Genomic DNA, 23046 nt, shown 5'->3' on the forward strand with positions numbered 1-23046 from the left:
CATTTTTGTTTCCCGGCTCTTCCCCGGGTGGGTGCTCATCGCGGCGACTCGGAGCCTGCATGGTGCGGGCTTCGGACAGCCCTTGAAGGAGATTATTTTTATGGCTAATGGCACCGTGAAGTGGTTCAACGCGGAAAAGGGCTTCGGCTTCATCGAGCAGGAGGGTGGCGGCCCGGACGTCTTCGCCCACTACTCGAACATCAACGCCAACGGCTTCCGTGAGCTGCTCGAGGGCCAGAAGGTCGAGTTCGACGTCACGCAGGGCCAGAAGGGCCCGCAGGCCGAGAACATTCGCCCGCTGTAGTTTTTCTGCCACGGCACCCGCCTAGCAGCGAGGGGCCCGCACCGCGTACATGTTGCCCGGTGCGGGCCCCTCGGCATTGCGTCACGGACGCATTCCCGGCCGCTCAGGCCCCCTGGCTCCGCCACCGGCGGCCATCCCCACGCGAGACCCACAGCTCCGCGTCCGGATCGGCGCCCTGCCGTGACAGCTCACGGTTCGAGGTCGTTCGCTCCCGCCCCTCCCGGGTGAGCGCCGACCGTAGGTGACGTGCCGCACGGTTCTACCGTCCACGCTCCGCCCGTCACACTTCCGGCCCGTTCCCTTGCGGTCTCCGTCGGCGCCCCGCGCCACGGGGCCTTCCTCGTGACGCGCCGCCTTGAGGAAGGTTTCCACGTGAACCGCTCCAGTCGCTCCTCGTACCAGAACGCCAACTCCCGCTCCGGCGCAGGCTCCCGATCCGCCGCAGGCTCCCGCTCCGGCGGCAGTTCCTTCTACGGCTCCCGTCCGGCCGGCGGCCGGCGCTCCTCCGACCGGGGCCGCCGCCAGGACTCCTCCCCGCAGGGCGAGTTCGCGATGCCGGTGAGCACCACTCCCGCCCTGCCGGCCGTCGAGTCCTTCGCCGAACTGGACATGCCCGCAGCCCTGTTGAAGACGCTGACCCGCCAGGGCGTCACCTCGCCGTTCCCCATCCAGGCCGCGACGCTGCCGAACTCCCTGGCCGGCCGCGACGTGCTCGGCCGGGGCCGCACCGGCTCCGGCAAGACCATCGCCTTCGGTCTCGCCGTCCTGGCCCGCACCGCGGGGCAGCGGGCCGAACCCCGCCGCCCGTTGGCCCTGGTGCTGGTCCCCACCCGCGAGCTCGCGCAGCAGGTCACCGAGGCGCTCACCCCCTACGCCCACTCCGTGCGCCTGCGGATGGCGACCGTGGTCGGCGGGATGTCGATCGGCCGCCAGGCGCAGGTGCTGAACCGCGGGGCGGAGGTCGTGGTGGCCACCCCCGGCCGGCTCAAGGACCTGATCCAGCGCGGCGACTGCCAGCTGGACGGGGTCGGCGTCACCGTCCTCGACGAGGCCGACCAGATGGCCGACATGGGCTTCCTGCCCCAGGTCACCGAGCTCCTCGAACAGGTCGCCGAAGGCTGCCAGACCATGCTGTTCTCCGCCACCCTGGACCGCAACGTCGACCGCCTCGTGCGGCACTTCCTGAACGACCCGGTCACCCACTCGGTGGACCCGTCCGCAGCAGCGGTCAGCACCATGGAGCACCACGTGCTGCACGTGCAGAACCACGACAAGAACGCCACGATCGCCCACATCGCCTCCCGCGACGGCGGGGTGATCATGTTCACCGACACCCGGGACCGCGCCGACGCGCTGGTCGAGGACCTGCTCGCCAACGGGGTCAAGGCCGCGGCCCTGCACGGCGGCAAGTCCCAGCCCCAGCGCAACCGCACCCTGGAGCAGTTCCGCACCGGCCAGGTCACCGCGCTGATCGCCACCAACGTCGCCGCCCGGGGCATCCACATCGACGGCCTCGACCTGGTCGTCAACCTCGACCCGCCGAGCGACCACAAGGACTACCTCCACCGGGGCGGCCGCACCGCCCGGGCCGGCGAGTCCGGCACCGTCGTCACCCTCGTCCTGCCCAGCCAGCGCCGCCAGATGGCCCGGATGATGACCACCGCTGGCATCACCCCCGTCACCACCAGGGTCCTCGCCGGCGACGAGGACCTGACCCGCATCACCGGCGCCCGCGTCCCCACCGGTGTGCCCGTGGTCATCGCCGACCCCGTCGTCGAGCGTCCGCGCCGCAGCGCGGCCACGAACCGCGGCCGCCGCGGACGCCCCGCCCCCACCGGAGGCGACACCCGCGCGGCCTCCGGGCGCGACAACCAGGGCTCCTCAGGCCGTCGCCGGGCGCCCAGGCGCGTCACCCTCGCCGCGTAGCACCCCGGAGCGGGCCCGGTTCACCATGCGGACCGGGCCCGCTCAGCCGCTCCCAGGCCTCCCCAGTCCCTCCCAGCCCTCCGCGGCACCCCGGCAGCAGCGACACGAAGGAGCCCGCCCATGACCATCGCCCCCGGACACCCCGCAAGCACCGCCACGGTCGGCGACCTCATGAAACGCCCGGAACTGCAGATCAGCGACGACGTCATGGTCGACACCGCGATGGACGTCCTGCAGAGCTCCGGAAGCGACCACCTGCTCGTCCGCGACGACGACGGCCGCTGCGCCGGGCTGCTGACCCGCCTGCACCTCGCGCCGTTCCAGGCCCGGTCCTGGTACACCGAGCGCACTCCGGTGCGCGACATCGTCCTCGACCGCGCCCCGTTCGCCACCGCCGACATGCCCGCCACCACGGCGGCCACCGCCATGCGCGCCCGCGGCCTGGACGCGTGGCCGGTGGTGGACCACGACGGCCACGCCATCGGCCTGCTCAGCTTCTAGACACGATCCCCTCGACGATCCTCATCAGGCGCTCCCCCGCCTGGTCGACGCTGCCGTTCTGCGCGCAGACCTGCGCCCCTTCGAGCACGAAGGTGATCTCGGCTGCGGTCTGCGCCGGGTCGGGCAGCCGGGCCTCGGCGCACATGGCGACCAGCCTGCGCAGTTGGCGGGCCTTGTGCTCCTCGATGACCTGCCGCGCCGGGTCGGAGCGGTCGGGCAGTTCGGCGATGGAGTTGATGAACGGACAGCCCCGGTGCGAGATGGCCGGCAGCCCCTCGGCGATGAAGCGGGCCAGGCCCAGGATCTGCTCCCCGGGCCGGCCGGGGTGCGGCCGGGTTCCTCCGCCAGCCGCTGGAGCGTCACCGGGGCCGGCCACGACCGCCGCCTGGACGTCGCCCTCAACGACCGCGACTTCGCGTCGGAGATGGAGGAGATCCGGGAGGACGGCTACTTCATCTCCCGCCACCGCTACGAGTAGACGGACGTCGGCAGCGTCACCCGAGGTAGATCCTCTGCCACTCCAAGGACGTCATGGTCAGCGCTGCCTCCGCAAGGGTGCGAGCCGACTCGGTCTTGAGGCTGCCGAGACTGCTGTCAATCCACGGCTGGACGTTCTGGTAACCCTGCTCGCGGTACTCCACGGCCTGAATCAGGCACTCCAGCTTGTCCGCGTCATGGGCGACGGTGACTTCCAAGCTCTCGGCGTTCTCGTACTCCTCCACAATGGCCTGAACCCCGGCAACAACGGCCGGGTGAGCGGCGCTGACCTGGTCGGCGGTCACGCGCTCGTTCGAGACGGCGGTGAGGTAGCGCCGGCTGACGTGCGGGATATCGCTGACCCGGGTCTCCTGGGTGTCGTGGAAGAGACACAGGAGGGCGACCTTGGCCGGGTCGGCACCCTCCATCATCGCGAGCACCGCGCCGACTACGCCCGTGCGGAACGAGTGCTCCGCGACCGACTCAGGGTCTTTGACTCCAGCGATCCACCAGCCCTGGCGCTTCGCCCGCTTGAGCATGCCCGCCTCGAACAGGTAGCTCGCGGTGCCCTTCCCCTGCTTGTCGTCCGTCATAGCTGTCCTTCGCTGTTGGATCGGTAGTTGCTGGACCCACCTACCCGCAGACCGTAGTGCACAGACTCCAACTCTCGACGGGACTGTCGTGAAAGACCGTCACCATCAAGCAGCGTGCGCACTCGTGCGGCCAGGTCGCGGGCTGTACGGGGGTCCGCATCGGCCAGGCCGCGTCGGGTGAGCATGAGTGCCCAGATCGAATGGACGTACAGGTCGGTGTACTCGCCCGCGCGGTCCAGCCGGATGGCGAACTGCCGCAGCAGCGTGGAGGCGTCCCACACCGGGCGGTCCTGCTCGGCCATGAAGTCATCGCTGATCTGGGGACGTGAGTCGAGCCCGAGCCAGTGAGCCCAGTAGTTCAGGTTCGCGGCTTCGAAGTCGTCGTTGTCGGTGATCGAGCGGGCGATGAAGTCCCGGAGCAGCTCGGGGTCCCCTTGTCGCGCCAGTGCTGCCGCGACCGACCGCGCTTCGGCCCAGCGGGGTGACCACCCCGAACCGGCCGAGGGAATCCGGCCTCGGCGCTGCATCCCACTGAACCACTCGGCCACATCGCGTGCCCGATCGTAGGAGGACAGGTACCAGACCTGTCTCCGGAGTAGAGCGGTCTCCTCACCCCCGGCCTCCACCAGGTCGGCGGTGTGCCGGAGGTTGTCGAAGAAGCACGAGCGCACGTCCTGCCCAAGGAGCGGCGCAGTGGAGACGGGCCCGCGTCGTGCGGCAGGGATGCTCAACTCGGCGGCCACCGCACCGGGCAGAACCCCGCTGATGGCCCAGCCGATCATGTGCGTGGTGTCTCGGGTAAGCACCCAACCGGCCAGCGGATGCCCCAGAACCTCGGCCTTCGTGGGCCGGGACCGCAGTATCTCGCCGAGGACGAAGTCTGCGTCCATCGCGAGGCTGATCAGGTCCACCAGCCCAGTCGGCGCGCCGAGCAGGATCAGCTTCCGGCGCAGCACCACCAGGTTCCCGGCCCTGGTGGAGGAGAGCGGCCGACGGCCGGACTCCCAACCCTGGACAGTGCTCTTGTCGATGCCCAGGTCCACGGCCAATTCGTCCTGAGTCCTCGGGATCTGCTCCCGGATGACCTTGAACAGGAAGCCGGAAATCACCCCTTCGGGAACCCGAACGAGCGCGGGCTGACTGTCAGTCAGTGTTTCGCCGCGCCTCGGTGGTGTCCGAGCAGCCATTTCGGGCCCCCCTTTGCCTCGATCATCCGGGCAACTCGTACTGGCAGTCCGTCGAGCCCTGGATTCACCGACCGTAACTTCATGACTACGGCATCGCGGGGTGACAGCGGAAGCCTAGTACCAACTCCGTCTCCTGCGAACAGCCGTGATGCCCTGCCGTAGATCCCCGTGCGGCAGCCTCAACCACCCAGCAGGAGGACCAGCATGTCCACCAGCACCATGCCGGCGGCCGACAAGGTCGGCGAGCGCGCCCGCGAGATCCTGGCCGCCATCACCGCGGACCCCGAGTTCTCGGCGTTCGAGGCGGCGACCCTGGAGTACTCCAGTGACTGGCAGTGCTTCACCGGGTTCCCGACCATCAGCCAGTGGAACCTCGACACCGACAAGGTTCCGCTGTTCGCCGAGGGCCTGCGCGCCATCGCGCTCAAGGCGGCGGCCTACGAGCTGACCGGCAGCGAGACCGACGCCGAGCTGGCCTTGCCCGTCCCCGTGGACGAGATGACGCACGCGATGATCGCGCAGCCGCAGTTGCTCGCCCGCATCGCCGAGCGAACCGGCTTCACGCTGATCCACCAGACCGATCAGGAACACACCGACTACACCGGCGGCGAGTACACCCACGCGGCGTACCTGGCCGCGTGGGGCACCGAGCCGCCCACCCGCTACTGGCTCGACAAGGCCGAGGTGGACCGCCGCCTGGCCATCCTCGCCGAGAAGTACGGCTCCATCGGCTTCGGTCGCAGCGGGCGAGAGCACGCCATCACCTTCTAGCCCTCGGGCAGCTCCTGGCCGGCACTCGCGTACCGGCCGGGAGGCAGCCCGATGCGGTCTCCGTGCACACAGGCCGGGATTCCCTCCCGGCTGTACCGGAAGCCGTCGTCCGGGTTGAACGGGTAACCCCTGCTGGGGCGTTCGAGCACATCGAACGCCCCAGCAGGGAGCCGGAGGCTGGGGCAGATCCAGCACGCATCGTGATCGTCGTCATCGTTGATGAACGGCTCGGCGGACATGAACGCAGAGTAGCGATCGAGACACCGAAGCGCGCAAGCCCCAGGTGTCGCAGGAGTTCCGAGGGCCGCCGCGCCCCACAGCCGCCCTCGGCGAAGGAGCACAGACCGATGGCGCGACGCACCCCCAAGCGTGAGCACCGACCGAGGTCTGACCGCAGTCCCCAACTGATGTCGGCTAGTTGACGGCATGGGCGGGTCGGCGCGGGTGATCATCCGAGCCGACCCGCCACTCGGTGTCGCACACACACCCACTCAAGGAGAGTCCGCATTGAAGACCTCCATCACCACCCCACGTCCCCCGCCGGCTCCTTCTTCGACCTCGACCGGAAGGACCCGGCTGCTGGCCGACCTGCGCCACCAGACCGACCAGCTGTAGTGCCACGCTGAGCGGAACCGAACCACGGAGGGTCACGTGCTTGATCACCTCATCACTCACAACGGCAACCTGCGGATGGTCCCCACCGACCGGAACGAGCTGACCACCGCGGTCGGCCAACTCCACGAGGAACTGCGGGCCTTGCCCGAGGAGGCAGACCCCGCTCGTACTCAGGTCCTGACCAGATGGATCGGCATCGGCCAGATGTGCCTGGGCCACCATGAGGAGGCCCGGACGTTCCTCCGGCAGTCGCTCGACCTCGCCACAGCGATCGGCAACACCCGGGCCGTCCTCGCCACCGGGCTCAACCTCGGCGACGCGCACCGCTACGCCGGTGACGTGCAGGGTGCGGACGCGCTCTACCGCAGCGCGCTGAACACCGCGCGGAGCGAGCACCCGGAGCTCCTTGACTTCGCGCTCCAGCACACCGGAAAGCACCTCATGGAACGCGGCGACCTCGCAGGCGCACAGGCCCGTCTGCAAGAAGCGCTGCGCCTGCGGATCGCCAAGGGGGACACCGGGCTGGTCGATTCCACACAGGCCGCACTCGACCGGGTCGAGCTGCTGATCGGCCAGGCCGACGCGTCGGCGGCAGACAACGCGGCACCGCGCCAGCGGAGCGGCCAGTGGACCGCATAGCTCCAGTCCCGCACCACGGCCCGGACGCCGGCCCGGTGGGCACTCGAATGCGACCTCGCCGCAGGTGACTGCGCCGTATTCGACGGCGCGCTCACGCCGCACGGCCGGACGCCGCTCAGCGCCGGAGAGAGCGTCATCCTCATCTCCTTCGGGTTCCGCGCGCGCGACCAGGCTTCGCGCACGGTCACGAACCTTCCGCCGGCCCCTGCGTAGCGCCGGTGCGCCCTACGCCTTCCGCCCGCCGCTGACCATCTCGCACCCCCACCGCCCTCAACCCCCAGCGGCGGGCCCGCCTCCGCCCTGCGACTGCTCCCGCTGCCGCAGGGCGGACGACGATGCCCTGAGAAACACGCGCCGCAGGGCGGTAGAAGGGGCCACGCCAGGGTCGTGACCCCCACCACCTCGGCCTGTTTCCACAGGTCGAGAACAAGGTGCAAGGGTGGTACGTCTTTCCGGAATGCGGCTCAGACGAGCACGACCCGGCGCCCCCGGGTGTGGCCGGCGTGGCTGTCGATGTGCGCTGCCGCGGCCTCGGCGAGCGTGTACGACTTCTCGACCGGAATGTGGAGCCTGCCCCGCGCGATGAGGTCGACGGCCTCGGCGAGCGCCTCCGGCATGCTCCCGGCCACGCCGGAGAACCGGACGCCGAACTGCGGCGCCCCGAGATCGGCGATGGAGACCACCTTCTGCGGATCCCCGGTCAGCTCGACGAGTTCGCGGATCACGCCCGAACCGGCCAGGTCGAGCGCCGCGTCGACCTGGCCGAGTTGCCGCACCCGCTCGACCCAGCCCTCGCCGTACGTCGTGGCGACGGCACCCAGGCTGCGCAGGTAGTCCTGGTTCGCGGCGCCGGCCGTGCCGATCACCGTGATGCCGCGGTCGCGGGCGATCTGCAGCACTGCCGAGCCGACTCCCCCGGACGCGCCGCTGGCCAGCAGCGTCTGCCCGGGCCGCACGCCGACCTGACGGATGATGCGCAGCGCGGTCTCCACCACGGAGGGATAGCCGGCCGCCTCTTCGAACGTCAGCCCTTCGGGCATCCGGGCCCAGGCCGACAGCACGGCGAACTCGGCGTAGGTGCTCAAGCCCTCGCCGAACACGTGGTCGCCGGCCTCGATCCCGTCGACGCCCTCGCCGACCTCGTCGACCACCCCCGAGGCGTCCTGCCCGACGCCGGAGGGCAACTCGATCGGATGGGCCTGGAGGAACTGGCCTTCGCGGATCCTCCAGTCGACGGGGTTGACGCCCGCCGCCCGTACGGCGATGCGGATCTGGCCGGGGCCCGGGTGGGGCCGCTCGGCGTCGACGAGCTGCAGAACGTCCGGCCCGCCGAACTCGGCGAAGCTCACCTTCTTCATGTTCTTCATGCGATCGACCGTAGCACTAACGGTTAGTGTTTCGGAACTGTTCCACCTTCGTATCTGCTAGCGTGAGGGCATGACCGTGCCGCCCGGACGCCGCGAACGCAAGAAGGCCGCGACCCGCCAGAAGATCGCCGACACCGCCCTGCGGCTCTTCCTGGAACGCGGGTACGACGCGGTGGGAATCCGGGACGTGGCCGCCGAGGCCGACGTGGCCGTCACCACGCTCTTCTCCCACTTCGCCTCGAAAGAGGCCCTGGTGTTCGAACGGGACGACGACTTCGAGCAACGCCTCACCCAGGCGGCCACCGGCCGGGCGCCGCACGAGCCGCTCATCCCCGCGCTGCGCCGCGAGATCCACGCCCTGGTGCGCCATTGCACGGCGGACGCCGCCGCCCCGATCTGGCGCATGATCGAGGAATCACCTGCCCTGCGGGAGTACGAGGATTCGATGAGGCTGCGCCACGCGGACTCGCTGGCAACGGCCATCGCCACCGACCTCGGCCTGCCGCAGACCACGACGGCCTGCCGGGCGATCGCGAGGTTCGCGATCGACGCCTACACGCTGGCCCGCGAGGCGGCCGATCCGGAGGCCGCGGTGGACGAGATCTTCCGGATGATCGAGGCGGCCTGGGAGGTCACCGGCCCTGCTCGACGCGCGTGAAACGTCGCGGAGCAGCCCTGCGCTCGACGCGCGTGAAGCATCGCGGAGCAGCCCCACAACCGCACTGAAGGTCCCTTCGACAAATCGGAGGGACCTTCTTGTCTGCAACACATCTACTGCGGTTATTTGTGTTCAGGATCCGGGGCTGCAAGGGTGTTGCACCATGAGGATCACGATCACCGTGGAGAATCCGACCCCCGAGGCGCTGGAGAAGCTGCTCGCCTTCGCCACCATGCCGGACGCCGTCGTGACCGCGCTGCCCGACGACCGCTGGACACCGGAGCGGGCCCGCTCGTACTACGACCGCCTGCCGCCCCGGGCGCAGCAGATCCTGCTTCAGGTCGTCGAGGGCGACGGCGAGTGTGCCGCAGAGGAGTTGAAGGCGAACGGCCGCAGCCTGCGGGGATCCACCGGCGCGTTCCGCCGCGTCCTCTCCGAGGGCAAGCGGACCGGCCTCTGGCCGGACGCCCTGCCCGTGCCGCTGGTGTCCCACGTCGTCGGCGGGCAGCTCAAGAAGCTCGAAATGCCCGGATTCGGCACCGACCAGTACCCGTACTCGGCCTTCGAGGAGGGACTGCGCGACGCGCCGGCCCGCGATCGCTGATCGCTGACCGCTGACCGCTGACCGCTGACCGCCCGGGAAACCGCTCAGGCACGCACCCCCATCAGTCAGTTGTCACTGTTGACGTTGGTGAGGGCGGCGCTGTAACCCGTGGAACAGTACAGGGTGTCGGAGCCGTCGCCGGTGTGCCAGCGGCCGTTGATCGTCTGCCGGATGCCCTTGACGCTGTCGCTTTCACAGATCAGGACGAGTTGCCAGTGGTTCTTCGGGGCGCTGGTCTGGCAGTTGACGGAGCCCCAGTTCTGGCCCTGGTTGGTGACGCAGTAGGAGATCGCCGAGGCTGACGGCGCGGCGATCAGCCCCGCTCCCATGAGCAGTGCCGCCCCGGTGCCGATGGCTGCGATTCGACGCATGACCTTCTCCTTGTCGTAGATCCGACACAGCATGTGCGGTCAGCATTCCGAAGATGTGAATGCGTGTATACATGAACAGCACAACTGGCCGAAACCGACCCTTCCGCTTCGGTCCGGTGGCGCGCCGGCCTGCGGTGCAGGTGAGGGCTCGGGGAGGGCGTAGCAGTCTGGTGACATAGCAGGGTCTGTTTCGTCGACTGCTCACACTAACTTCGTTCCTGTATGCAGCCACGTTGCTCCTGGCCCCCGCAGGAGAGGCCACGGGCAACGAGCTGTTCCTCACCCGTACTTCGCTCAGGAGCACCGCATGTCGACCTTAACGAACCGTCGCTCGTCCGCCGTCCGTACGCTGGCCGGCTCCGCCCTGGCGGCCGCTCTGCTGGTGTCCACCGCGACAGCTTGCTCCAGCCCGTCCCCCGCGCCCGGCACCGCCGCGCCGGCCGCCGCGCCCACCACGCCCAGCGCGCAGGGCACCACCCCGCCGGCCGCCGCGCCCAGCGCTCCCACCACGCCCGACGCCGCCGCGCCGGCCAGCACTCCGGCCGCGCCTCCCGCGCCCGGCACCGCCGCTCCGGCCGCCACGCCCACCGCGCGCCACACCACCACCACGCCGCCGGCCGCCCCGCCCAAGGGGACGTCCCCGGTCCGCACCCAGAAGCTGGTGGACGGCAGCACGGCCGAGATCCGCGCGACCGACAACCAGAACTACACCGCGAAGATCGTCAACAACGGTACGGAGTACGGCACGTTGGAGACGCACGACTCCGACGCCGGGGTCGACTTCAACGACATGTTCATCGTGCTCTCGCTGGACGGCACGGCCCACTCCTGGATGGGCGGCGGGCACCAGGGGCCGGGCACGTTCAAGCTCGCGGGCGGCTGGACGGCCAAGGTCACGAAGATCGGCGAACTCCACTACCGCGCGCAGATCCTCGGCAACGACGGCGCGGTGAACGGCACGCTGGAGGCGAACCAGCAGGACGCCGGAGCCGTCGCCAACGGCGTGTACATGGTGCTCAGCACCGGCGGCGAGATCAGCGCCAAAATGTGAACATGAACAAGATCGTGCTATGAACGCCCAGGAACCCGTCGGCGGGCCGCCGGCGGAAACCTCTTGGACCGCCCGGCCAGCCGAACGAGTGAAGCCGGCGGCGACTGCTCCCCGCGCGGCCTCGCCGCCCACGCGGGCGTCAGCAGCAGGCTCGAAGCCCGCCTGACGACCGTGCTCGAACAGGCTCTCGCCGCCCGTGCGCTGGGCTCCGCCACCCTGCCGACCGCCGTTCGCGACCGACTGGAGGGCGTACCCGACACGGCGGCGCGGTGCTCGAAAACTCCCCGTTCGCCCCGGGCGCGCCCGGAGGTGGCCTGCTTGAACCCCCCGTGCGAACAGCGCCATCATCTGTCCCCTGCCGACCGCACGGCCGCCCCAACTCGGCTTCCCTGAGGCTGATTCGGCCCGCCCCGGCGCGCCGGCAGGAGGAGCGTCCCGGCGCCCCCGCTCAGCAGCCCCGTCGGCCCGAGGGAACGAGGAGTCCGCGCAGTGATCGACTTCAAGGTGCTGACCGCACTGGCCGCCCACGAGGACATCGAGCGGATCGGCGTCGGCGTGGTGGTCCGCGACGCCTCCGGCCGGATCCTGCTGATCCGCCGGGCCGCGCACGACGCCCTCCCCGGCCTGTGGGAGTACCCGGGCGGCGGCCGGGAGGACGGCGAGGGGATCGGCGGCCGGGAGAGCGGCGAGGGGATCGAGGCGGGCGCGGCCCGGGAACTGGCCGAGCAGACCGGGCTCGCCGGGCTGCCGCTGGAGTACGCGCGAAGCCTGGACCTCACCGACCGGAACGGCCGGCGGGTACGGCAGTTCGTGTTCACCGCCGTCGTGCCGGACGGCACCCCGGTCACGCTGTCGGCCGAGCACGACGACCACCAGTGGGCCCGTCCCGACCAGCTGCCGCAGGCCGGCGACGGAGAGCGCGAGGTGATCGGGTGGCTCACCCGCCGCCTGGCGATCCCGGGCTGGCGGCCGGTCGGCAGCTACCTCACCACCGTCGCGCGGCCCACGGTCTACGGATGCTTCCTGGTCACCGACCCGGACGACCGCATCCTCGGGATGCGCTCGACCATCAACCCGGCCGTGTGGAGCCTCCCCGGCGGCAACGTCGAACACGGCGAGGCCCCGTTCGGCACGGCGCTGCGCGAGGCTCAGGAGGAACTCGGCCTCGACCTCGCCGCGGAGAACCCCGAGGTGATCGCCCGGCGGCGCCTGGTCGCGGTCGTCCACGAGCAGGCCGGCACGGAGTACCCGGTGCCGGTGTGCGGATACGTCTTCGACGGCGGCGTCCTGACCCCGGAGCAGCAGGCCCGCATCCGGCTCGACCCGGCCGAGCACACCGAGTGGCGCTTCGAGACCGCCCACGACTGGTGCGACCTGATGCCACCGGACCGCTACCAGCGGCTCCTCCAGGTGCTGCGCGCCCACCGCTGCGGCACGCCGCTGTACCTGGAACGCCCCTCCCCGGAGGGCGAGTTCGAAGGAATCATGGTCCTCGTCACCGACCGGCACGGCCGGCTGCTGATGTACCACCGCGACGACAAGCCGGGCATCGCCTGGCCGGGCTACTGGACCCCCATCGGCGGCTGGCGCGAGGGCGTCGAGACCCCGCAGGAGAACGCGGCGCGCGAGGTCCGCGAGGAAGCCGGCATCGAGATCACGGGGCTCCGGATCCTGCCCGGCCCGCACCACGAGTTGGTCTCCCCGCTCACCCGCGTCCTGCACGCCGCCTGGGACGGCCCGGAGGAGGACCTCCGGCTCGGCGACGAGGGCCTGGCCGTCCGCATGGTCCCCCTGGCCGAGGTCCTCGACCTCAAGGTCCCGCCGTACCTCCAGCACTACCTGCCGCTGCTCGCCGACGGGACCGACAGGGCCGACCAGCCCCGCGAGGAGGACCTCGTGAACCAGCCCGGGCGCAGCGGAACCGGCCAGAGCGAAACCGGCCGGTCGGGCCGCCCGGCCCCGTCGCAACCGTCGGCCTGAGGATGGCCGGCCGCCACCGCCGCCCGCCCGAGCCGCAGCTGCCGGCCGACACCGATGCCCGGCTGCGGGCCATCGCCGACCAGCGGCCCGTCGTGGAGGAAGGCATCGTCACCTTCCCCGCCAGCACCGTCCCGTACGCCTACCGCACCGTGCACCGGCCCGACGGCGGCACCGACCAGCACCTCGTCCGCCTCGACCTGCCCCGACGACCACCCGGGTGACCGGCTCGACAGCCGACGTTCCTGACGAACCATCACCCCAGGTGGACCGCAATCCGGTACCAGGGCCCGCCCCTCTCGGCCTCAGCGCTGTCCGACCCGCTGTCGGCCGGTTCGCCGGGAGGCGGCCACGACGGAGAAGGCGTACTCCCGCATCCGGAGCTCGTAGGCGCGTACGCCGTCCACGAGCGGCGCGCCGGAGGCCGCGGCCCCGGCCAGGGCCCGCGTCAGCTCGGCGGCGTCGCGGATCGCGGTGTTCGCGCCCATCGCCAGCACCGGGCTCATGGCGTGGATCGCGTCCCCGAGCAGGGTGACGGGGCCCGGCTCCCACGGCGGTACGGGGCTCGCCGTGGAGATGCGCAGCGGGAACAGCGAGTCGGTCTCCCAGCGGTCCAGGAGGCGGTGCACGTCGGGGTGCCAGTCGTCGCCCACCAGGCGTCCGGCCAGCTCGCGCAGGGCGGGGCCGTCGAGACCGCGCAGCGCCTCGAACGAGGGCATGGCGGGGTGGTCCACCGGTGCTCCCACCAGGCAGGCGACGTAGTCGCCGACGGGGGTGAGGGGGACGGGCGGTGTGTGTGCCGGGCCGGCGGCGCCGGGAGGGCGGGCAAACCGCACGGGCCCGAACCCGACGTGCGGACTTCCCTGCCCACCGGTCACCACGGTGAAGATGCTGTCGAACACCCATGGCGGCAGCGCGGCCGCCTCCGCCCCTCCGGCCTCTCCAACCCCGGTACCCAGCCCATCCAGCGGAATCCTGCCGTAGATCAGGCGCAGTCCCGCGTCCTCGACCCGGGCGTGCGGCAGCAGCTGTCGGCGTACCGCCGATCCGACCCCGTCCGCGCCGACCAGCAGGTCGGCGCTCGCGCTGCGGCCGTCGGCGAACCGCGCGGTGACCGTTCCGTCCTGCTCCCTCTGCCAGCTCAGCAGTTCCGCGCCGTAGCGCACGGTGTCCGCCAGGCCGGAGAGCAGGATCTGGCGCAGCGTCGGCCGGTTGAACGCGTACGAGCGGTACGGGCGGGCCGCGCCGCCGGCGGGGTCGGGGTCCGGCGCGGTGGGCCGGCCCGCGAGCGTGCCCAGGTGGCGGTCGCGGACGGAGACCCGGGCGGGCGGCGAGGCCGCGGTCGCCAGGCCCAGCCGGAAGAGGTGCTCCGGCAGGCAGTGTTCCAGGCCCGCGAGCCCGGGTTCGTCGAGCTGGACGCGGTAGCCCTGCGGCCTCACGTCCGGGTGCGGGTCCCGCTCGTACACGGCGACGTCGAAGCCGCGGGCGCGCAGCCCGTGGGCGAGGGTGAGGCCGCCGAGTCCGGCGCCGGCGATGATGACACGGTGCTGGTGCACAGTCTTCTGCCTTCGTTGTGGTCACGAAGGAAGCACTGGGGTTCCCCGAAGGGAACAAACACCGCGAGGGCGCCGCTCAGAAACACCATTCAGGAGCGATTTTTCGCGCATTCCGTTGAATCTGGACCCACAGTAGCAGCGAGCCGCGAGGTGCGGGATCGCCAAGCGGGCCCTCGGCAGCAGGCCGGGGGCCCGCTTGGCTGTGGCAGTCCCCCGCCAGGCCGCTGCGGGTGCGCCGACGGCCGCCTCGGCGCACCGTGGACCCATGGCCCTCATCGGGCCGCCGGGGCCTGCGGACGCCTGGGTGATCTCGGGGCACGAAGAGCCGGTGGAGCCGCCAGGCCCCGCCCCGCAGGGCGCTTCGGACGTGCTCGGCGCCCTCGGGCCGAACGCCGCCGCCCTGTCCGGCACCGTCGGCAGCCGGCCGGGCACACGTCGTATGCGTCGCCGGGGCGACGGACCGGATCACCGACCAATCACGCGAATGTCTCGAAAGGGAAATCCGCCATGTCCTACCCAATGGCTCACTACTGGGGCGAATCGGGCGAGAATGCGGCAAATCTCCGGTTCGGCGCCGCCGCGCCGGACGTGTTGATCGGCGCGGGGGGCACAAGAGTCCACTACCTGGTCGACACGCCCTCCGCCAACAAGACGTTCGGCCTGTACCGACTGGACATGGGGCCCCGGCCGACAGGCCCCGCTCCACACTTCCACCGGACCATGTCCGAGTCGTTCTTCGTCCTGTCCGGGATCATGCGCCTGTACGACGGCGAACGGTGGATCGACGCCGAGGCGGGTGACTTCCTGCACGTGCCGGAGGGCGCCGTGCACGGCTTCCGCAACGAGTCCAACGAGCCGACCTCGATGCTGATGCTCTTCGTGCCCGGCGTGCCACGTGAATCGTTCTTCGAGGAGATCGCGGAGATCGCGGCCCGAAAACGCCCGATGAGCGACGCGGAATGGGCCGAACTCTACGGCCGGCACGACCACTTCCTGGCCTGACCTGCCCGTCCGGCCGGGGGTCGGCCGGGACAGGGAGACCCTGGACCGGGCCCGGGCGGTAGGGCCTGCGGCCTGCGGCTGTTCCCCGCCCTCGGGACGGGCGCGGCCGGTGTCAGCCGAAGCACCGGACAGTCGCCGGATCGGCGGGTTCGTAGGGGTGCCACTGGTCCGCGGCGGGGCGGCCGGTGGCGACGAAGGCGGCGATCGCGCGGGAGAAGGTGTCGCCGAGCGAGCGGACGGCGGCGGTGGCCTCGCCGAGCATGGGGCTGTCGGGGTAGGCGTCGAAGGTGTCGAAGAAGAAGGGGAGTTCGACGCAGTGCGCGGCGCCCAGGCCTGCGGGGTCGGGTACCGGGGCGCGGTCGAACCGGTAGACGTAGGTCGGGTTTCCGGCCGCGGCGTGGCGGTCGGCGATGGCGAGGGTGTCGTCACGGAAGACGAGCCCGGTCTCGAACTCGGTGAGGATGTCGGCCGGGGTCGCGTTCGGCTGCCGGGCCGCGATGCGGTCGTACCGTTCGTCGCCGCGGTCGGCCTGGCCGGCCGCGATCGAGCGGGCCCGGTCGGCGGTGATCTCCCGGATGCGGAGGTCGAAGGCGAAGAAGGAGGTCATCTCGTTCCTGGTGGTGCCGGTCAGCAGGCCTTTGCCGTCGAGGCGTCCGTCGACCACCGCCTGCTGCCACGTCGAGGGGATCCCGGGGGCGCCGAGGACGGGGTACATGGGCGGGGCGACGCTGCCCGGGCGGGCGGCGTCGCGGGAGAGCTGCTGGTAGGCGGCCAGGAGCCGGTCGGCCGGGACGGCGCGCAGCGCGGCACCCCGGTCCCGGGTGCCGTCCGGGCCGAGGAGGCCGAGGATGCCGAGGAAGCGCCGGGCGTGGTCGCTCGCCTCCTCGGGGTCCTGCGGGGCGAGCCCGAAGGGACCGCTCTGGGTGATGACCTGGTTGACGAGCGGGCCGGTGGTCGGGGAGACGGCGAGGTAGAGGGCGGAGAACGCCCCGGCGGACTGGCCGCCGACGGTGAGGCTGCCGGGGTCGCCGCCGAAGGCCGCGATGTTGCGCCGCACCCAGGCGAGGACGGCGGCCTGGTCCTGGGCGCCGAGGTTCTCGATGCCGAGGTCCGGCAGGTAGAGGTAGCCGAGCGAGCCGAGTCGGTAGTTGGCGGTGACGACGACGGCCCGGCCGGCGGCGGCCAGGTGCCGGCCGTCGTACCAGTCCCAGCCGCCGGACCCGCTGGTGAACCCGCCGCCGTGGAACCACACCAGGACGGGCAGGGCGTCCGGGGCGGACCCGTCCGCAGGTGGACGAGGGGTCCACACGTTCAGCGTGAGGCAGCCGTCCTCGTCCCAGTCGGGGGTGCGCGGCCCCATGACCGCTTCGAGCCGGGAGGGGCCCTGCGGGACGGACGGGCCCGGGCGGTCGGCGTTCCGGACGCCCGGCCAGGCGGGGTGCGGCACGGGGGCGGCGAAGCGCCGCTCGCCCACGGGCGAGGCAGCGTAGGGGATGCCGCGGAAGGCGGCGACGCCGTCCTCGACGGTGCCTCGGACGCTGCCGGACTCGATGGTCACGACGGGGCTCTCGATCAGGGTCATCGGTGTCGCCTTCCTTGCAGACGTGGGATGGCTCCGGTCTATCGCTATCGCCATGAGACGGGAAGATGCCGACGGTTCGGCTCTCTCTGCGCGGTCTACGGCGCCTGTCGAACTCGGCCGTAGGCGATGCATATCGGCCAAGATCGGATCGTTCCGTCACTATCCGCGCACGCCTCGGATACGCTGCGACAGTCCCGTGTCGGACGTGCACTCCGGACCTGGCGAGTCAAGGCCCCTGGTGCGCACGGCCGTTGTCGCCCTGGTTGATCCAGGGGGGCTCAATTGTCATGTCCCGAACCGGAATGGGCCGATGACGGGGACGCCCGACCGGTCGGGCAGGCCGGGGGGCCGGGACCGGATGGAACACAACCAGGGCGGGAGGCCGACCGGCTGATGACACTGAGCATCGACGAACTACGGCAGCGGCTGGCAAGCAGCCAGGGCAAAACGTTCGAGATCACCGGCGAGGAACTCGGGGCGGCCGATCTGGTCTCGCGCCACCTCGGCGATTCGCTGAAGGTCGGCAAGGCGACCGCCGACAGCGACGCCCTGACGGTCCACGGCACCGCCGCGCTGGGGGCAGCGGCCGGCCTGCCGGTCACGGTGGCCTTCACGGCCGACGCCGACGGCAAGCAACTCGTCGGCTTCGACATCGTGTTCACCCTGAGCCTGTGGACCTTCACCACGGCAGCAGCGACCGAGGACTTCACCTACCTGTCCAAGTTCGGCTTCACCCAGCCCAGGTTCGTCCTGCGCGGCGGCGACGTCGGCGCCGTCCTGGGCTGCACGCTCAACGGCGCCGCCTACCGCCTGCCGGTCGACGGCGCCGGCCCGTTGGTGCCGGACGGCGCCGGCGGCGGCGAGCTGCCGGACGTCACGCAGTCCTTCGGCTGCGCCCTGCCCGCGGACCTGGGCTTCCACCTCACCGACGTCTGGCTCCGCTACGTCCAGGACACGAAGACCCTGGTGCTGTCCGGGAGCGCCGCCCTGAGCGGCGGAGCCCCGGCCTCCAGCGTGGCCTGGGCGCTGCTGATCCAGGACCGCGGCGACGCGGGCAGGCGCTACCTCGGCGTGGTGCAGGCGGCCGTCAAGCTGTCGCTGTCCGGGCTGCCGATCATCAAGGCGCTGGTGCCGCCGGCCGACGACCTGGTGATGCAGCACGTGGCCCTGCTGTTCATCACGGAGGGGCTGGACGACACCGAGGTGGCGGACCTCAACAAGGCACTCAAGGCGGTCAAGGCCGACTTCCCCGTGGGAAACGCGCCCGAGCTCCCGGCCGGCCCGCTGGACAGCGGGGTCACGGCGTCCCTGGCCTACGACCTCGGCGGCACGCCCCGGGAGGCCGTGAAGGTCCGGCTCGGCGAGGCCTCGCGCACCTGGGCCGCCCTGCCGCAGGACAAGGGGCCCAGCGGCAAGGCCGACCAGCCGGCGAAGGCGGAGTCCAGCGGCCCGTTCCGGCTGGGCAAGCTCAACCTCGGCTACGCCAAGGGCGCGATCCAGGTCTCCGCGGACTTCAGCATCAACGCCCGCGCGCTGACGTTCGAGGCGAGCGGCTTCGGGGTCAGCATTCCGCTGGCCGACCCCGGCAAGGCAACCCCCGTGCTCAAGGGCCTGGGCATCAGCGCGAAGGCGGACCCGATCGCGCTGGGCGGCGCGCTGCGCACGAACCCGACTCCGGACTGGCCGGTGCGGTACGACGGCGACGGCATGCTGACGGCGCCCGTGATCAGCGTCGGGATCGCCGGCTCCTACGCGCGCAAGGCGGACGGCACGCTCTCGCTCTTCCTCTTCGGCCAACTCGGCACCGGCACCAACCCGGAGGCCGGCTTCGGCCCGCCGCCCTTCCGGGTCAAGGACGTCTCCCTGGGCTTCGGCTACCACAGCGAGGTCCGCGTCCCGGCGCTGACCGAGGTGGACACCTTCCCCCTGCTCAACCTGACCGGCGGCGCCGACTCGACCCCGATGAAGGTGCTGGACACGCTGACCGGCGGGCTCAAGCCCTGGGTCGCGCCCAAGGACGGCGAGATCTGGGTCGCGGCGGGCCTGCACTGGACGATGTTCGAGCTGGCCGACTTCCGCTCCATGGCGCTGGTCGAGTTCGGCGAGTCCCTGGTGATCGCGCTGCTGGGGCTCGGGGAGTTCGACTTCCCCAAGCTGACGGCGGCCGAGCAGAAGGCGGGCAAGGATCCGAAGGTGGCACGGATCCAGATCGCGGCCGAGGCGCTGTACCGGCAGAGCGAGGGCCTGCTCTCCCTGACGGCCCAACTGACCGACAAGTCCTACATCCTGGACAAGAACTGCAAGCCCACCGGCGGCCTCGCGCTCTGCGTCTGGGTGCCTCCGAGCCCGCACGCCGGGGACTTCGTGGTCTCCGTCGGCGGCTACCACCCGGCGTTCGTCAAGCCCGGCCACTACCCCGCCGTACCCCGGCTGGGGATCAAGTGGTCGATCAGCAACACCCTCACCCTGACCGCTCAGGCGTACGCGGCCATCACCCCGCACGCGGCGATGCTGGGCGGCGCGCTGGCGCTGGTCTTCGACACCGGTCCGCTGCGGGCCTGGTTCACCGCGCACCTGGACGCGCTGATCCAGTGGTCGCCGTTCTTCTTCGACGTCGCCATGGGCGTCAGCATCGGGGTGCGGTTCTCCCTCCACGTCTGGTTCGTCCACATCACGATCAGCCTGGAACTCGGGGTGGACGTGGAGCTGTGGGGCCCGCCCATCGGCGGCAACGCCACCGTCCACCTGTGGTTCATCAGCTTCCACATCGGCTTCGGCAAGAGCCGCCCGGACCACCTGCCGCCCGTCCCCTGGACCGACTTCCAGTCCCAGCTGCCGCCCAAACAGCAGGCTGTGCAGGCCAATCCGGTCGCCGGGCTGTCCTGGAAGCCCACCGCGCCCTCGTCCCTCGCCCGGGTGGGCGACGACGCAACGGACGCCGGCCCCTGGTACGCCTCCACCCACGGGTTCAGCTTCGTCACCTCCTCGGCGGTGCCGGCCAGCAAGGTGCTCTTCGGCGGCGCCGCCGTGACACCGGACGAGGACCCGCTGCACATCCGCCCGATGCAGCAGGGCGACCTGACGTCCACCCACAGCGTCACGATCACCAAGGACGGCCAGCAGGTCGACCACTCCACCTGGAGCGCCGAGCCGGTGCGCTCCAACGTGCCGCAGTCGCTGTGGGGCCCGGGCGAGAGCTCGCTGAACGGCACCGGGCTGCTGCCCGGCCGGCTGACCGGCCTGACGGTCACCGTCCCGGCACCGGCCTTCGGCGGACAGCTGACGGTCGCCCCCGGCGTCCTGGACCTCGACCCGCTGCTGCCCCAGGGCGCCCTGCCCCTGGACGCGGGAGCGGCCGCCGCCGGCCCCGTGGCACAGACGAGCACGCAGACCGTGGCCGCCATCACCGCCGCCGACAGCGGCATCGCCGCCCCCTCGACCGCCACGAAGCGCGAGGCCCTGCGCGCCCAGCTCGGCGGGCTCGGGTACCTGCTCGACCCCGCCGGCCCGCTGAGCGGCTACGCCGACCTCGCCCGCGGCGACCTGGCCGCCGAGCCGCTTCTCGTCCCGACCGGAAAGTGACCACCTGATGCTCAGTCAAGATTCCGGAACCGCCGGCGGCCTGGAGTTCCACGACAGCCTCGTACCGGCCCTGGAGGCGGGGACCTACCAGATCACCACCGGGCACGCCATCGACGGCCTGGACACCGGCGACTACTTCGCCACGCCGGTGGTGCGCACCCTTGAGGTGCAGGCCGCGCGGTTCGCGCTGCCCGACGGCGCGGTGCACGGGGTGTACCCCACCGACGGCGCCACCGGCACCTTCGACCAGCTGCTGCCGCACATCACCCTGGACACCCCGCCACTGCCCTGGGAGCGCACCCTCACGGGGGCGCCGCCCACCCCCGGGCAGCCGACCGTGCCCTGGCTGGCGGTGCTCCTCTTCGCCGAGGGCGAGTTGCCGGGCGACCCGTCCGCCACCGGCCGCACCGAGACGACGACCGTCGCCGACCTGCTGAACACCCCCGCCACCGAGGCCATCGCCCCCGCGCTGACCGACGTCGAACAGCCGGACCAGGCCACCGAGTGCCGGACGATCGACGTCCCCCCGCAGCTGTTCGCCGCGATCGCCCCGCGGACCGGGGAGCTGGGCCGGCTCGTCCACCTGCGGCGCGGCGAGGACGAGCCCAGCGGGGCGCGCTCACGCGGCGACCGCACCCGGGCCCGCTCGCTGCGCGGCGTCCACCGCGCCACCCCGCCCCGCTGGTGGCACACGCTGCGCGACGGCCCGTCCTACGAGGGGCTGCACGCGGTGGTCGTGGGCAACCGCTTCCCCACCACCACCGGCGGCCAGTACACGGCCCACCTGGTCTCCCTGGAGGGCTTCGCCGCGTACCTCGACGGCAGCACGGTGGCGAGCGCGCCGCTGCGCCTGGTCTCGCTGCGGTCCTGGTCGTTCCGCTCCCTGCCGGACTCCGGGGCGCACTTCGGCACCCTCGTCGAGAACCTGGCCGCACCCGGCAGCCAGGACGCCGCCGCGCTGGGGCTGCGGCTGCCGCCGAACGGCGCCACCGGCGAGGCCGGCGACCGGCTCACCCAGGGCTACACCCCGCTGGCCCACCAGCTCGACTCGGGCGAGCAGAGCTACGCCTGGTACCGGGGCCCGCTCACCCCGCTGCCCACCCAGCCGCTCCCGCAGACCGTGGAGCACAGCGCGAACGCGGACGCCCGGCTGGTGTACCTGGAGGAGCACGGCCTCTTCGACGTCAGCTACGCCGCCGCGTGGACCCTGGGCCGCTCCCTCGCGCTCGCGGACCCGCAGTTCCCGCCCGCGCTGATGGCCTGGCGCACGGTGGCCCGGGCCGGCGCGGGCCGGATGCTCGCCGCCCGCAGCCGGGCTGGCAGCGGCAGCCTCGCCGGCACCCGGGCCGCGACCGACCACGCGGGCGCGGCCGCGGCGATCGGCACCCGCCCGGCCCGGCAGGCGTTCGAGGCGAGCGCCCTGGGCGGCCTCGCCCACACCCTCACCACCGCGCTGGCGAGCCCGCTGGACCAGGCCGCCGCCGGCCCGCGGCTGGCCCAGGCGCGACCGGCCCCGCCCCTCCAGGCCGCCGCGCCGTGGCTGCGCGGCCAACTGGCCCGGCCCGAGGCACGCGAGGCACTGCGGGCGGCGACCGCCGACGCCGCGAACCCGGTGCTGGACTGGCTGGACCGCCTGGCCCTGCTCCACCCGGTGCCCCTCGAACAGCTCGTGCCCCGCCAGGAGCTGTTGCCCAACGAGAGCCTGCGCTTCTGCTACGTCGACCGGGCCTGGCAGACGGCCCTCGTCGACGGAGCGCTGAGCATCGGCATCGCCGGCAGCCTGGACAGCGACCTCAGCACGCTGCTGCACGACGCCCTCACCGACCTGCCCGCCCGCCTCTCGGGCTTCCTGGTCCGTTCCTGCCTGGTGCCCGGCTGGCCCGCCCTGCGCATGCACCTGTACGCCGGCGAGGACGAACTGACGGTGCTGCGCGCCGACACGGTGGGCGAGGACGTGCTGCTGGTGCTGGCCGACGGCATCGTGGACCGGCTCGTGGTGGCGGAGCCGCCCCAGGGCCTGCACTTCGGCATCCAGGACGGCGACGTCCTGCACCTGCGCAACCTCAAGGGCGACGGCATCGGCATCACGCTGCCGGGCGTCGAGCTGCCGCAGGTCAGCGGCTACCTCAACCCGGACACCCGGGTGCTGGACGTCGCCCGGATCGGCGACGCCATCACCACCGCCCTCGGCGACCATGCCCAGGAGGGCGGCCTCAGCGCGGCCGGCTGGGCGATCCAGATGGTCAAGGCGGCCCAGCAGATGACCTTCCAGCGATGACCCTC

21 protein-coding genes are annotated in these 23046 nt (G+C 71.9%); 13 read left to right on the top strand and 8 right to left on the bottom strand.

All coding sequences use genetic code 11. The features are described 5' to 3' along the window. The first annotated feature begins 100 nt into the window (after positions 1-100). From ACFWPI_RS06550 to ACFWPI_RS06560, 3 genes are all read left to right on the top strand, one after another. The gene (locus tag ACFWPI_RS06550) at positions 101-304 is read left to right on the top strand and encodes a cold-shock protein (RefSeq protein ID WP_030918248.1); all 204 of its coding nucleotides are present in this window, start codon (positions 101-103) and stop codon (positions 302-304) included. A 372-nt stretch (positions 305-676) separates the two neighbouring features. Next, entirely contained in the window at positions 677-2230 is a 1554-nt protein-coding gene (locus ACFWPI_RS06555) for a DEAD/DEAH box helicase (protein ID WP_380368664.1), read from the top strand. Positions 2231-2350: 120 nt separating this feature from the next. After that, positions 2351-2731, top strand: a complete 381-nt coding sequence (locus ACFWPI_RS06560; protein ID WP_380368667.1) for a CBS domain-containing protein — start codon at positions 2351-2353, stop codon at positions 2729-2731. Here ACFWPI_RS06560 and ACFWPI_RS06565 read toward each other — a convergent pair. From ACFWPI_RS06565 to ACFWPI_RS06575, 3 genes are read right to left on the bottom strand one after another with little or no spacing between them, the layout of a single operon-like run. Then, positions 2721-3197, bottom strand: a complete 477-nt coding sequence (locus ACFWPI_RS06565; protein WP_380368670.1) for a TetR family transcriptional regulator C-terminal domain-containing protein — start codon at positions 3195-3197, stop codon at positions 2721-2723. The two genes, ACFWPI_RS06560 and ACFWPI_RS06565, sit on opposite strands and share 11 nt — an antisense overlap. Before the next feature lie 28 nt (positions 3198-3225). Further along, positions 3226-3801: an HD family hydrolase gene (locus ACFWPI_RS06570; protein WP_380368672.1), complete on the bottom strand. Its 576-nt coding sequence runs from the start codon at positions 3799-3801 to the stop codon at positions 3226-3228. Continuing rightward, on the bottom strand, positions 3798-4988 hold the full coding sequence (locus tag ACFWPI_RS06575; RefSeq protein WP_380368674.1) for a helix-turn-helix domain-containing protein: 1191 nt from the start codon (positions 4986-4988) through the stop codon (positions 3798-3800). The genes ACFWPI_RS06570 and ACFWPI_RS06575 overlap by 4 nt, the downstream gene beginning before the upstream one ends. Positions 4989-5192: 204 nt before the next feature. Between ACFWPI_RS06575 and ACFWPI_RS06580 the strand changes: the two genes are divergently transcribed. Continuing rightward, positions 5193-5759 (top strand): hypothetical protein, encoded by a 567-nt coding sequence (locus tag ACFWPI_RS06580; RefSeq protein WP_380368676.1) that lies wholly within the window; start codon positions 5193-5195, stop codon positions 5757-5759. On the opposite strand, the gene ACFWPI_RS06585 is transcribed toward ACFWPI_RS06580, so the two are convergent. Continuing rightward, positions 5756-5998 carry a hypothetical protein gene (locus ACFWPI_RS06585; protein ID WP_063352322.1) on the bottom strand — a complete coding sequence of 81 codons (243 nt, stop codon included), beginning with the start codon at positions 5996-5998 and terminating at the stop codon, positions 5756-5758. The genes ACFWPI_RS06580 and ACFWPI_RS06585 overlap by 4 nt on opposite strands. Before the next feature lie 412 nt (positions 5999-6410). Between ACFWPI_RS06585 and ACFWPI_RS06590 the strand changes: the two genes are divergently transcribed. Then, positions 6411-7013: a tetratricopeptide repeat protein gene (locus ACFWPI_RS06590; protein WP_380368680.1), complete on the top strand. Its 603-nt coding sequence runs from the start codon at positions 6411-6413 to the stop codon at positions 7011-7013. A 464-nt stretch (positions 7014-7477) separates the two neighbouring features. Here the strand turns inward: ACFWPI_RS06590 and ACFWPI_RS06595 are convergent, their stop codons facing one another. Next, positions 7478-8371: an NADP-dependent oxidoreductase gene (locus ACFWPI_RS06595; RefSeq protein ID WP_380368734.1), complete on the bottom strand. Its 894-nt coding sequence runs from the start codon at positions 8369-8371 to the stop codon at positions 7478-7480. 79 nt (positions 8372-8450) lie between these two features. Between ACFWPI_RS06595 and ACFWPI_RS06600 the strand changes: the two genes are divergently transcribed. Together ACFWPI_RS06600 and ACFWPI_RS06605 are read left to right on the top strand one after the other, a co-directional pair. Further along, positions 8451-9038: a TetR/AcrR family transcriptional regulator gene (locus ACFWPI_RS06600; protein ID WP_380368682.1), complete on the top strand. Its 588-nt coding sequence runs from the start codon at positions 8451-8453 to the stop codon at positions 9036-9038. Positions 9039-9201: 163 nt separating this feature from the next. Further along, complete coding sequence (locus tag ACFWPI_RS06605; protein ID WP_331744487.1) at positions 9202-9642, top strand: hypothetical protein; 441 nt, start codon at positions 9202-9204, stop codon at positions 9640-9642. A gap of 65 nt (positions 9643-9707) precedes the next feature. Here ACFWPI_RS06605 and ACFWPI_RS06610 read toward each other — a convergent pair whose 3' ends face one another. Continuing rightward, positions 9708-10013 (bottom strand): hypothetical protein, encoded by a 306-nt coding sequence (locus ACFWPI_RS06610; RefSeq protein ID WP_159398696.1) that lies wholly within the window; start codon positions 10011-10013, stop codon positions 9708-9710. A gap of 307 nt (positions 10014-10320) precedes the next feature. On the opposite strand from ACFWPI_RS06610, the gene ACFWPI_RS06615 reads away from it, so the two are divergent. The 3 genes from ACFWPI_RS06615 (at position 10321) to ACFWPI_RS06625 (ending at position 13265) form a co-directional block, all read left to right on the top strand. Then, positions 10321-11064, top strand: a complete 744-nt coding sequence (locus ACFWPI_RS06615) for a hypothetical protein (protein ID WP_380368685.1) — start codon at positions 10321-10323, stop codon at positions 11062-11064. Positions 11065-11553: 489 nt separating this feature from the next. Next, positions 11554-13044 carry an NUDIX domain-containing protein gene (locus ACFWPI_RS06620; protein WP_380368687.1) on the top strand — a complete coding sequence of 497 codons (1491 nt, stop codon included), beginning with the start codon at positions 11554-11556 and terminating at the stop codon, positions 13042-13044. Between the two features lie 2 nt (positions 13045-13046). Beyond that, a complete protein-coding gene (locus ACFWPI_RS06625) occupies positions 13047-13265 on the top strand; it encodes a hypothetical protein (protein ID WP_063352329.1) in 219 nt (72 codons plus the stop codon). An 81-nt stretch (positions 13266-13346) separates the two neighbouring features. On the opposite strand, the gene ACFWPI_RS06630 is transcribed toward ACFWPI_RS06625, so the two are convergent. After that, positions 13347-14597 (bottom strand): FAD-dependent oxidoreductase, encoded by a 1251-nt coding sequence (locus ACFWPI_RS06630; RefSeq protein ID WP_380368691.1) that lies wholly within the window; start codon positions 14595-14597, stop codon positions 13347-13349. Between the two features lie 675 nt (positions 14598-15272). Here ACFWPI_RS06630 and ACFWPI_RS06635 point away from each other — a divergent pair. Next, positions 15273-15599, top strand: a complete 327-nt coding sequence (locus tag ACFWPI_RS06635; RefSeq protein WP_380368736.1) for a cupin domain-containing protein — start codon at positions 15273-15275, stop codon at positions 15597-15599. Positions 15600-15711: 112 nt separating this feature from the next. On the opposite strand, the gene ACFWPI_RS06640 is transcribed toward ACFWPI_RS06635, so the two are convergent. Then, on the bottom strand, positions 15712-17181 hold the full coding sequence (locus ACFWPI_RS06640; protein WP_380368693.1) for a carboxylesterase/lipase family protein: 1470 nt from the start codon (positions 17179-17181) through the stop codon (positions 15712-15714). A 393-nt stretch (positions 17182-17574) separates the two neighbouring features. Here ACFWPI_RS06640 and ACFWPI_RS06645 point away from each other — a divergent pair, with 393 nt between their 5' ends. Then, positions 17575-20763 (top strand): DUF6603 domain-containing protein, encoded by a 3189-nt coding sequence (locus tag ACFWPI_RS06645; RefSeq protein ID WP_380368697.1) that lies wholly within the window; start codon positions 17575-17577, stop codon positions 20761-20763. Between the two features lie 7 nt (positions 20764-20770). Further along, positions 20771-23041, top strand: coding sequence for a hypothetical protein (locus ACFWPI_RS06650; RefSeq protein ID WP_380368699.1), 2271 nt, complete (start codon positions 20771-20773; stop codon positions 23039-23041). Positions 23042-23046 lie beyond the last annotated feature (5 nt).

Origin of the sequence: Kitasatospora sp. NPDC058492 (assembly GCF_042720685.1) — a bacterium.
GTDB lineage: Bacteria > Actinomycetota > Actinomycetes > Streptomycetales > Streptomycetaceae > Kitasatospora.